General features: G+C 49.3%; 13 protein-coding genes. 7 read left to right on the top strand and 6 right to left on the bottom strand.

The features are described from left to right. Window positions 1-780 (top strand): isocitrate lyase (locus tag IOQ59_RS19995; RefSeq protein ID WP_193955246.1); only part of this gene is annotated, 780 nt, incomplete at its 5' end. 516 nt (window positions 781-1,296) lie between these two features. On the opposite strand, the gene IOQ59_RS19990 is transcribed toward IOQ59_RS19995, so the two are convergent. Beyond that, complete coding sequence (locus IOQ59_RS19990; protein ID WP_193955245.1) at window positions 1,297-1,569, bottom strand: hypothetical protein; 273 nt, start codon at window positions 1,567-1,569, stop codon at window positions 1,297-1,299. Between the two features lie 280 nt (window positions 1,570-1,849). Here IOQ59_RS19990 and IOQ59_RS19985 point away from each other — a divergent pair, with 280 nt between their 5' ends. The 3 genes from IOQ59_RS19985 to IOQ59_RS19975 all read left to right on the top strand — a co-directional run bounded on the left by IOQ59_RS19985 (window position 1,850) and on the right by IOQ59_RS19975 (window position 4,145). Beyond that, entirely contained in the window at window positions 1,850-2,233 is a 384-nt protein-coding gene (locus tag IOQ59_RS19985; RefSeq protein WP_193955244.1) for a DUF3461 family protein, read from the top strand. A 171-nt stretch (window positions 2,234-2,404) separates the two neighbouring features. After that, complete coding sequence (locus IOQ59_RS19980) at window positions 2,405-3,493, top strand: enolase C-terminal domain-like protein (protein WP_193955243.1); 1,089 nt, start codon at window positions 2,405-2,407, stop codon at window positions 3,491-3,493. A 28-nt stretch (window positions 3,494-3,521) separates the two neighbouring features. Then, window positions 3,522-4,145, top strand: a complete 624-nt coding sequence (locus IOQ59_RS19975; protein WP_193955242.1) for a GDSL-type esterase/lipase family protein — start codon at window positions 3,522-3,524, stop codon at window positions 4,143-4,145. 91 nt (window positions 4,146-4,236) lie between these two features. Here IOQ59_RS19975 and IOQ59_RS19970 read toward each other — a convergent pair whose 3' ends face one another. Together IOQ59_RS19970 and IOQ59_RS19965 are read right to left on the bottom strand one after the other, a co-directional pair. Next, on the bottom strand, window positions 4,237-5,301 hold the full coding sequence (locus IOQ59_RS19970; RefSeq protein WP_255512578.1) for an agmatine deiminase family protein: 1,065 nt from the start codon (window positions 5,299-5,301) through the stop codon (window positions 4,237-4,239). Between the two features lie 147 nt (window positions 5,302-5,448). Next, complete coding sequence (locus tag IOQ59_RS19965) at window positions 5,449-5,790, bottom strand: winged helix-turn-helix transcriptional regulator (RefSeq protein WP_193955240.1); 342 nt, start codon at window positions 5,788-5,790, stop codon at window positions 5,449-5,451. A 110-nt stretch (window positions 5,791-5,900) separates the two neighbouring features. On the opposite strand from IOQ59_RS19965, the gene IOQ59_RS19960 reads away from it, so the two are divergent. Further along, window positions 5,901-6,668 carry an SDR family NAD(P)-dependent oxidoreductase gene (locus tag IOQ59_RS19960; RefSeq protein WP_193955239.1) on the top strand — a complete coding sequence of 256 codons (768 nt, stop codon included), beginning with the start codon at window positions 5,901-5,903 and terminating at the stop codon, window positions 6,666-6,668. Between the two features lie 3 nt (window positions 6,669-6,671). Beyond that, window positions 6,672-7,325 carry a cupin domain-containing protein gene (locus IOQ59_RS19955; protein ID WP_193955238.1) on the top strand — a complete coding sequence of 218 codons (654 nt, stop codon included), beginning with the start codon at window positions 6,672-6,674 and terminating at the stop codon, window positions 7,323-7,325. A 124-nt stretch (window positions 7,326-7,449) separates the two neighbouring features. Here the strand turns inward: IOQ59_RS19955 and IOQ59_RS19950 are convergent, their stop codons facing one another. Both IOQ59_RS19950 and IOQ59_RS19945 read right to left on the bottom strand, forming a co-directional pair. Further along, a complete protein-coding gene (locus tag IOQ59_RS19950; RefSeq protein WP_193955237.1) occupies window positions 7,450-8,574 on the bottom strand; it encodes a GGDEF domain-containing protein in 1,125 nt (374 codons plus the stop codon). Beyond that, entirely contained in the window at window positions 8,575-9,000 is a 426-nt protein-coding gene (locus IOQ59_RS19945; RefSeq protein WP_193955236.1) for a putative pterin-binding protein, read from the bottom strand. It abuts the gene before it with no gap. Window positions 9,001-9,578: 578 nt separating this feature from the next. Here IOQ59_RS19945 and hmpA point away from each other — a divergent pair. Continuing rightward, complete coding sequence (gene hmpA / locus IOQ59_RS19940) at window positions 9,579-10,769, top strand: NO-inducible flavohemoprotein (RefSeq protein ID WP_193955235.1); 1,191 nt, start codon at window positions 9,579-9,581, stop codon at window positions 10,767-10,769. Window positions 10,770-10,852: 83 nt separating this feature from the next. On the opposite strand, the gene IOQ59_RS19935 is transcribed toward hmpA, so the two are convergent. Continuing rightward, entirely contained in the window at window positions 10,853-11,281 is a 429-nt protein-coding gene (locus IOQ59_RS19935; RefSeq protein WP_193955234.1) for a MerR family transcriptional regulator, read from the bottom strand. Window positions 11,282-11,289: the final 8 nt, after the last annotated feature.

The raw sequence follows: 11,289 nt of genomic DNA, 5'->3' as shown, positions 1-11,289 counted from the left end.
GCTGTAGTTAAAGAGCCAGGCGACCAGGGTGACGTATACAACTCCTTCCTGGACGTTGAAGAGATCGACGTAGCTGACATGGCTGAAGGCGATGTTGTCTTCAACCGCGGCGGCAAGCTGGTTCGTCCTAAGCGTCTGCCTTCTGGTCTGTACCAGTTCCGTCCGGGTACTGGCCACGAGCGTTGCGTATTCGACTGCATCGAAGCGATCAATGCCGGCGCTGACCTGCTGTGGATCGAAACTGCTGTTCCTACTGTCCACGAAATCAAGGGCATGATGGACGACGTTCGTAAAGTTCACCCAGATGCGAAACTGGTTTACAACAACTCCCCATCTTTCAACTGGACGCTGAACTTCCGTCAGCAGACGTTTGATACTTGGGAAGCTGAAGGCAAAGACGTTTCTGCTTACGACCGTAGCAACCTGATGTCTGCTGAATACGATGATTCTGAACTGTCTGCTGCAGCTGACGCTCGTGTTAAGACATTCCAGGCTGATACTGCACGTGAAGCGAACGTATTCCACCACCTGATCACACTGCCGACTTACCACACTACCGCCCTGTCTGTAGACAACCTGGCGAAAGAGTACTTCGGTGAGCAGGGTATGCTGGGTTACGTTGAAGGCGTACAGCGTAAAGAGATCCGTCAGGGCATCGCATGTGTTAAACACCAGAACATGTCTGGTTCCGACATGGGCGACGACCACAAAGAATACTTCGCAGGCGAGAACGCGCTGAAAGCTGGCGGTGCGAAAAACACCTCTAACCAGTTCAGCTAAGCTGAAGTAACTTTGAGTACCCTGATGATTGCATCTGCATAATCAGGGTACGGTCCAGCTCTGGACATCAAGGCGACCCCTTTTACAAGGCGTCGCCTTTTTTGTGCCTCTCAACAAACGCATACAGCATTCATCTCCCCCTGTAGAGCACTCTCACAACTCAGTATGACGGCCATAGCTGAACGTGGCTAATCATCCCTCCGCCTGCTGCCCTCGTATTGGCGTGTGTTCTACCCATTCATATTGAGCTGCTATTTATTGGCACTTTAACCGGACGGCTTTAGTTCATCTAGCGACGATCTCGAACGTCTTAGATCAACACAGATCAAAGCACGCGAAAAGACCAGAACACGATCACAACTACAGAGACAATGACGGGCAATCGCTGATAGATAATCAGGACAGGAATAATCAAGACGGGTAGGCAAAAAAAAGAGCCACATGGGGATGTGGCTCTAAAAGCGCGTTACCAGAGCAAAGAAAGAGTAACGACTCTAAGGGAGAGACGAGTCCGTCTCAAACAGTCAGCGGAGCTTCCTTCGCTTCCTGTTTCTGCTGCAAGGCGGCCTCAGCCATCTTGCGTCCAAAAATTTCCATCACATCAGCACCTTCCGGGCTTTCACTCGCTTCATCCATCGCATCTACCATGGCAGAAACGGTTGGCAGTGTTTTCTCAACCAGTTCGGTGATGTATAGCTCAGGCGTTGTACCGGTGTATTTGTGGTAACGATCAAACAGTTCCAGAGTTTCAGCTTGTAGTTCGATCTGAACGTGGGTCTTAGTCGCCATTAGTGACTCCTGCGTCTTTTTATAGTCTGTACAGTTTCCGGTTGGGGCCGGCTCCATAACCACAGCCAAACATCCGTTTATTCCCTCAATACGGTGCTGACTTGATCATTTCACTATAAGCAGTGCGCCGTTTCGGGATTAGTGCCAGAAAAATATTAACGCTAGAACCAAAACTGGCCGCATCATCAGCAACCAACTGGCCCTACAGCTTCCAGCACCGTTCACTATGCTAAAAGTCGATCATCATGCGTTATCAATATAAGAAAAAGTAGGAAGAGCAATGTCTGAATTTAACACCCTGAGTGCGATGGGCCTGACAGATACAAACATCATCAGCCACTACAAATTGAGTCGCCAGGATGAGCAGGAGGTGCTGAAAGTTTACTTTAAGCGCCCTGAAGGCTCCGCCCTGCCCGACAGCAGTACTTTTTCTTTTGAACGAAACAAAGTGGTCGCTGCCGACACGCAGGCAGCATCTCAAAGCCGCGATAACGACGGCAGCGATCCAGTACTGCTGGCAGCGGTAGAAGAACTGAATGCACTGAATAAAAACCAGAACAATCATGATCGTCGCCTGGCCCTGGTGAATGAACTAGACCGCCTTGAGCAGATCATGGCTGCGAAGCTACGTGAACTGCGAGAAGACCTAAATCGTATCGTCTGATTTTACACGCTCCAACCTCTCTCAAATGGCCCTGTATAGGGCCATTTCTATGTCTGCCACCCTCTATGTACTCACGACGGTCAGACCACTTCTCCTGATGTGATTGACCCCTTTACTCTCCGCTGCTTACTCTGCATCTCAGGTCACATATGAACACGGAGCAGTACACACATGACTGGTAGCCATCAACCTAAAATCACCGGCCTTAACGTTTCAGCTATTCGTTTACCGATGCTTGAACCCCATCGTACCGCTAGTGGTGCGGTGTCTGAATCGCCCTTAGTGCTCACAGAGATATATACCGATGCGGGTATCATCGGGCGCAGCATCGTATTCACCTACACACCCATTGCACTCAAGCCTCTTGCAGATCTGATCAACAATATGTCTGCGCTTATTGAAAACCAGTCTCTGGCACCAACACAGCTGGAACCGCAACTTAGTGGTCGCTTCCGCTTACTGGGCACACAGGGTCTGATCGGTATGGCATTGGCCGCAATTGATATGGCTCTGTGGGATGCACATACACGCGTCCATCAAACCAATCTGGTGCAACTGCTCGGAGGCACTGCTAAAGCAGTTCCCGTTTATGGTGGCGTTGGTTACGACGGCGAGCACGGCTCCGCCAAAAGCGCAGAAACTTGGGTCAAACGCGGATTTAAGGGGATCAAGGCTAAAATTGGCTATCCAGACGTCAGTGAAGACCTCAAGGTCATTCGCGCAATCCGCAATACCGTTGGCCCGGATGTCGCCGTGATGGTGGATTACAATCAGTGCCTTTCCCCCGTTGAAGCGATAGAACGGGTGAAACACCTGAATGATGCGGGACTCACCTGGATTGAAGAACCTACCCTCGCCCATGATTACAGCGGCCATGCTGCCATCTGTACCCAGTCTGATACCCCGATTCAAAGCGGCGAGAATTGGTGGGGCACACAGGATCTGCAGCACGCACTCGACAACAATGCCTCTGATTTTGTGATGCTCGATGTCATGAAAGTCGGCGGTGTTAGCGGATGGCTACGCGGGGCAGCGATGGCAGCGAGCAAAAACATCCCTGTATCCAGCCATCTCTGGCCCGAAATAAGCAGCCAACTACTCAGCATCACGCCAACCGCTCATTGGGTAGAGTACTGCGATTGGTGGAATCCGCTCCTCGTTGAACCGTTACAGGTTGAAAACGGTTACAGCACACTTAGCGACAGCATCGGTACGGGTATGGACTGGCTCGACGATATCGCTGAGCAATACCGCATCTGATCAGTTCTACAGAAAAGGAGTTTGAACGTTGAATATCTTAGTTTATGGCGACTCGATGTCATGGGGGATCATTCCCGGCAGCCGCAATCGCCAACCACGCGCACTACGCTGGCCGGGTATCATGCAGCAACGATTGGGGCCTGAGATCAGTGTGATTGAAGAATGCCTCAATGGACGCACAACACACTTTGACGATCCCAATCGCCCTAAGCGCAATGGGCTGGAATACATCCAGATGATTCTGGAATCTCACTCCCCGATTGATCTGATCGTTGTCATGCTGGGTATCAACGATTTTCAGGATGTGATCGGTGCCAACGCAATCGAAAGCGCTGCGGGGTACGAAAAGCTGATTAGCAGGCTGCAGACACTGAAACCTGAACCTATGAAACGTCCAGCTCAAATTCTGGCCATCGTTCCGCCAGATATCGTTGAACCGCTGAATACTATGGCCGATAAATTTTCGGGGTACACACGCGGACATGGCGCGGAAGCACGCTATATTAACGTACTGGAGACACTGGATGTTCCTTACATCCGTGCGTCAGAGCACATCACATTAAGCCGGTTCGACGGTGTCCATCTGGATACACCTGAGCATAATCTATTAGGGCAAGAGGTAGCCAAACGAGTCACGGCCCTGATGACCTGAGGACGACACACATCCGACGGAGACCCAACGTCCGTCTTCTTTGCCCCCCTGTTGCGACAAGGGGTCCGATTCTCACACTCAGGCGCGGAGCTTAAACGCGTGGCTCTTGCTGAGTCGCGCAGTGAATACTGCCGCCCCCGCTGGCGATACCATCTACGGCGAGTTGTTCTATACGATGGTTGGGAAACGCCCTTTGTAATTGACGTTTTGCCGCGCTATCCGCCTGTTTATCACCAAACTTCTGCATGATTATTGCTCCATTACAGACGTAATACCCAACATAACCTGCCGCAAAATATTCTGTGCCGTATCGCGTGTTAATGTCCCATGGTGTATCCAACACGATAATCTCCAATGAATTTCCCTGAGCATCAGTGGATGCCTCCAGAATCTCTATGTTCTCTCGCGTGATCTTGTAATCATAAGAATCACCATCCATCTCTCGACCGACAACGACCACACCGGGCTTAGCAAAGCGTGCGTAGAAATCTGTATGACCATCGGTAATGTCCTTACCTTTAATGCCCTTCAGCCAAATAATTTTGTCCAACCCCAGCAACGCTTTTAACTCACGCTCTGCATCGGCTTTCGACTGGCCGGGATTCCGATTGTCGTTGAGTATGCAGCTTTCTGTCATGATCGCAGTACCCTGCCCATCCAATTCGAAACAGCCACCTTCGAGAATCAGGCTCGATTCGATGGTACGCGCTCCTGCTTGCTGTGCGACAAAACCTGCCACTTTGGCATCAAACTCATAGTCCTGTTTTTCTCCCCAACCATTAAAGTTGAAGTCCACCGCCGCCAATCCTCCGCGGTCATTCACGACAAAAGCGGGGCCTGTATCCCTCATCCACAAGTCATTCAGGGTGAATTCAATCAGCGTAATGGGATGAACGTGATTATCTAAGCCACCCAATAGCTCTACAGCGATAGCGTAATCCTCACGACTCACAAGCAGAGATACCGGTTCATATTTTGCGATGGTTTTAGCAATTGTCGCCAAATTGCGCTGAACTTCAGGTACTTGTCTCTCACTCCAAATATCGTAGCTCGCCATAAAACACATCCACGTCCGTTTATGAGGCGTACTCTCGTCCGGCATATACCAGTCACCTCGCGCATCGCTATTCAGGGATCTTCCTTGTGCGCGTCCCATAAAAGATCCACCCGTCAAAAGGGATGTGTATTGCAGAAAGCGGCGTCTTGTTATCATCTATTTTGCTCTTAGAAACCGGTTAATATCAGCGGAACAAACATAACGGGGGCAATATCCCGCTACTAGAAATTTCTTACGGCGACTTCCCTATTCATCATCGTCAATCTCATCTTGCAACGCTTCCAGCGCGTCAATAATGCGCAGGAATTTTCCGCCAAACTCCGTCACATGGTATTCAACACGCGGCGGTATCTCATTGAATGTTTGACGTTCAAGAATGCCAAACTGGATGTTTTTTCGCAGACACTCATTCAACACCTTGGTGCTCAACCCTTCCACACTACGCACCATTTCACCCGGTCGATTAATTCCGTTCGCAAGCAACTGATACACCGTTAACGACCATTTACAGCCATAGATAGTTTCCACCATCCGCGCACTACGTTCTGGTGCTGATTTTCTAGAAAAAACTTTTTCCTGACTTTTCATAAAGATGTACCAAAAAGTACCTACCCAACCAATTTGTACTTACTTTTCAAAGAGCTACTGCACTCCTTAAGCTTCAATCACACCATACATCAAACACAGGAAATTACCGAATGAGAGACCTCAACCAAACGATAGCACTCATTATTGGTGGTTCCAGCGGCATGGGACTCGCGACAGCCAAACTCCTTAACAAACGCGGCATTCACACTGTGTTGATTGGCAGCTCAACTGATAAACTCAATACCGCAAAAAACAGCCTCGCTTTCCGAGAACAAGCGGATACGCTACAAGCAGACCTATACCTGCCCGAAGACGTACAACGTATCATAGACTTTGTAAGCGACCACACCACACACGTAAAATACCTGGTTAATGCAGCAGGTAAGTTCACGCCAACAGCGTTTCTCGAACACAGCTCTGACGACTATGACAAATACATGAGTCTTAACCGTGCGGCATTTTTCATTTCCCAAGCTGTTGCCCGCAACATGGTATCTCACGGTGCCGGGGCCATCGTAAACATTGGCTCAATGTGGGCTAAACAAGCGATTAAGGCCACACCTTCATCCGCATATTCCATGGCAAAAGCCGGGCTTCACGCACTGACCCAGCATATGGCGATGGAGCTGGCGGACCACAATATCCGTGTTAATGCCGTGGCTCCAGCCGTGGTTAAAACACCAATTTATGAATCCTTTATCGACCCGAACGAAGTAGATGCAGTATTGTCTACGTTTGATGAGTTCCACCCCATCGGCCGCATCGGCTCGCCGGATGATGTAGCGGCTGTGATCGACTTTCTGCTGGATGATAAAAGCAGCTGGGTCACCGGCACTGTATGGGACGTGGATGGTGGCGTAATGGCTGGGAGAAATTAAACGATGTTGAATATGGACTTCTCACAACGGGTTGTAATCGAGACCCACTCAATGGCATGGCTCCCCAGCCCTGCTAAGGGCGTCGAACGTAAACCACTGGCACGTGCCGATGCTGAATCGGGGCACGCCACCAGCATTGTCCGCTACGAAAAAGGTGCACGCTTCAACAGCCACCCGCACCCTTATGGCGAAGAGATTTTGGTTCTCGAAGGGGTATTTTCTGACGAGCACGGTGATTATCCTGCGGGGACCTATATTCGCAACCCGCATGGCAGCACCCATGCACCGTTCAGTGAAAATGGCTGCACGCTCTTTGTAAAACTGCATCAGTTTTCATTAGATGACCAGAAAACCGTACGGATCGACACGAGGTCGGCATCATGGCTACCGGGTCAGGGAAATTTAGAAGTTATGCCTTTGCATAGCTTCGAACATGAACATACCGCGCTGGTGAAGTGGCCTGCGGGTGAACGCTTCCTGCCTCACAAGCACTTTGGCGGCGAAGAGATATTGGTCTTGTCCGGTACGTTCTGTGATGAGTTTGGGCAATATCCTGCGAGAAGCTGGCTCCGCAGTCCCCATATGAGCGAACACTTCCCGTTTGTTGAGGAGGAAACGATCATCTGGGTCAAAACCGGCCACCTCCCTATTGAGTAACCAGACTCAACAATCAAAGAAGGTTCAGCGACAGCAAAAAACCCTGCATACGTGCTGGGCCTTACAACAAAATCCCGTGAGATTGATTACAGATTAGGAACCAGCCTACTTGCGAACATCGTACTCAGACACCGATTGATTGAGGTGCTGCTTGAGCCTTAGCTAAGCGCTTTGACTGCGTTTTCTCTGCATACATTCGCATATCAGCCGCATGAAGCAGCTGCTCAGCATTACGACCATCTTCAGGATAGATCGCGACCCCCACACTATGTTCAACGCTAACCGCAGAACATCCATTGGGAATTGATTCAACCAGCCCTCTTCTCAACCGCTCAGTGAGTGCCGGTATCTCACTAGGCGACCTAACCGGGTACTGAATAGCGGCAAACTCATCGCCGCCCAATCGAGCAGCTAGGTCTGACTTACGCAAGCTTTGTAGTAGACTGTGCCCAAAGACTGTGAGTACTTTGTCACCAAACATATGACCGTGCATATCGTTAATGGGCTTGAACCCATCAAGATCAATCAGATATACCGCAAAACGCTGATCATAGCGTTCAGCCTGAAAGATTAGTTGGTTTAGGTGCTCCATAAAGAAACGTCTGTTTGCCAGACCCGTCATAGCATCGTGATTAGCATTATGATGACTGGTTCGAAACTGGCGCACTAACATCACAACCAACAATAACCCACTCATGATCAGACCGAAGAACGCTGCACTGGCCGCACTTAACGTATCCGTCAGAGCATCTAATCCGTACACCGTATCACGCTCGTGAAAGCTACGAATATTCATCACATGCAAAGGCTCACTAAACGCCACCAGCGCATCGTAAACATCCTGTGTAATCTGCTTGTTGCCAATATCAGGCAGCGCCTGCATTCGCTCATCAAACTGAATCAGCGTATTTAACAGCTGCTGGGTAATTTCAGTTGCCCCCAACGATTGGCGGGCAAAATGTGCTTCGTATCCCTGCAATACGATGTCAGCGCGATTCCAAAGAATATCGAAGCTCTCAAGTACTGCATCTTTGTTCGCTTCACCGACGGAATACAGCTCGAGGCGATGAATCAGTTCCCGATGCTCAGTTTCCAACTGGCTGATGGTCCAGACAGCCAAAGGGTATTCATCGGATAAAGTGACCGAAGCAACATTGATTTTAAAGAGGCTAAATGCAGAACTCAGCGCAAACACCATGACCGCAATACTGATCAGCGCATAGTCCTTACGGACCTTAGTAAACTTCAATTAGGGGCTCTCTAATTTTTCAAGCTGCCAAACCATCTGGCCGTGAACTTCCATCGTGTTTAACTCAGGGAACTGATCCAAAGGAAATAGAATCCAGATCGGGCCTTTGTTGCGAATGCGCATCGGGTTTCCATCCATGCGTGTCGCTAAAAGCACCGGATACTTTTCCATTAGTATCAAATCGATATCTACGATGTAATCATTCAGAGCACGCGCTGTGATAGCCCTCGGACTGACGAGGCCGGATTTATACATAACGTCCTTTAACAAAGGTCCACTGAATGAGTGTCGGCTTGTCCACGGGGTTTTTGTTTCGTAAACGTGCTGAGGAAAAGCATCGAGCTGCTTTAGGCTGTACTGTTCTGAAGCCTCTCCGTGCGTTACGGTGAGAATGATTTTATCGTTCCCATGCGCAGATAGCGCCATCAGACACAATAGAAATCCAGAGAAGAAAGCGTGTGTTATACGAGAGAATCTCATCGCAACATCAACCCCACTTATAAAGTATGGTCACTATACATTTTCCCCGGAGTTCTTGTACAGACATTCAAACATAAAAGTGATGACCAAACCCGCCTTATAGCCTGAGATCATCATGTATGAACATTAACGATCAAACACGGATGTAAACTTGCTGATCTTCTAAATCACCACCGATCCCCGATAACCTCTATCCATACACTACCCACTCTCGTAGCCCTCCAGATTGAAACTTAACATCGTCCCAAATGGAAAGAAAACCACTCTCTTTGCAATAACAACGTACTCTTCAATCACGATATGCCAACTTTCAAGCGCAACCCCGGCCGTCAAAAATTCATAATTTAGTAAAACAAATCATAGTGTTACGTAATTTTTGTAATGCAGTCTCTGTCCCATTCCTAACCAATACGCGCCAATCAAATTTTTCCATAGTCAAATGCTAAAGATGTATATAGAATGCACCGTCTCAATTGATGTATATCAAATGCACGTTAATATTTAATTTAGAGATATAGAACACGATGAGCCTTTCTGCACAAACAATCAGCATCGTAAAATCCACCGCACCTGTTCTCGCACAACATGGCGAAGAGATCACTCAGCACTTCTATCAGCAGATGTTTAAGGAAAACCCTGAGCTGCTGGATATCTTTAACGCAGCAAACCAAAAGACAGGGCGCCAACAAGCGGCGCTGGCTAACGCGGTTTACGCGTATGCGGCCAACATCGACAATCTGGGTGTACTAACAGCGGCCGTGCAGCGTATTGCTCACAAACACGCCAGCTTCAATATCCTTCCTGAGCACTACCCTATCGTCGGAAAACACCTGCTGGGTGCAGTCGCTCATGTACTGGGGGACGCTGTCACCGATGATGTTGTTAAGGCATGGACAGAAGCATACGGATTGCTCGCTGATATCTTCATCGAGGTGGAAGAAGGCATTTATCGCGAAAACGAAAACAGTCAGGGCGGCTGGCGCGGCACCCGCGACTTCAAGGTTGTCGGCAAGGTACTGGAAAGCGAGCTGATCACATCCTTCTATTTCGAGCCTGCTGATGGTGGCACTGTTGCGGATTTCATTCCCGGTCAGTACATTGGCATCTACCTGAACCCGCAAGACTCTGAGAACCGCTGTATTCGTCAATACAGCCTCTCAGATGCGCCGAACGGCAAGCAATATCGCATCTCGGTAAAACGAGAAGATAACGGACAGATCTCCAACCATCTTCACGACACAGTACAGGTGGGAGATACCGTACAGTTAAGCCCTCCGAGTGGCGATTTCTTCCTCGACACCCGCGCTGAAAATCCGGTGGTATTGCTCAGTGGTGGCGTTGGTCAGACACCGATGCTAAGCATGCTGAATAGCCTGATCGCGAGTAGCAGCCAACGTGAGATTCGCTACGTACACAGTGCCGTGAACGGCAAGGTACATGCGTTTGGTGAACACGTTTCTGAGATAGCGACCAAGCATGACAACGTCGAACAGGTTCTGTTCTATGATCAACCGACGGATACTTGCTCCGGCCACCAGTTCTCCGGTCTGACTGACTTGAATGCTGTACGCAAGCAAATTGAGCTGCCTGACGCTCATTACTATTTCTGCGGCCCGCTGGGTTACATGTCGATGGTCAGTGACACCCTGAAAGGCTGGGGCGTACCTGCGGAGAACATCCACTTTGAAGTGTTTGGTCCTCATAAAGAGATCTGATCACATCGATCAGGTCTGAGAACTCATCTCACCCCGGGGAGCAGCAACGCTCCCCTTTTCTTTGGCGTTTGCCAATACGCATTCTATCCACGGTGATCACCTTCGCACTGACCATGATCCGCCAAGACCTCCAGAATCCGACACTGGTGGCTTTCCTCATAGTGACACCCTTCGATCATCGTCACCAACTCCGTCTCCAATGCCTGTAACCGCTGGATTTTGTCACGGACATCGGTCAGATGATGCTGAGCAATTTTATCTGCTTCAACATGATCACCATAACAACAGCCGTTTAACTGCTTAAGTTTCTCAATAGCCGCAAGATCAAACCCCAATGCGCGTGCATGCCGGATAAAGCGCAGTGTCGTCAGATGCTTGTCTGTATAACGCCGCTGATTACCTTCGGTACGCCCTGCGGGTGGCAACAACCCCTTGTCTTCATACCATCGAATGGTCGTCACTTTGCAATCCGACAGCTTGGATAGTTGCCCAATGGAATAATAATTCGACATTTTTTATC

This window comes from Pontibacterium sinense, from assembly GCF_015209595.1.
In the GTDB taxonomy this organism is placed as follows: domain Bacteria; phylum Pseudomonadota; class Gammaproteobacteria; order Pseudomonadales; family Balneatricaceae; genus Pontibacterium; species Pontibacterium sinense.
This window is presented reverse-complemented; position numbering and strand designations above follow the sequence as displayed.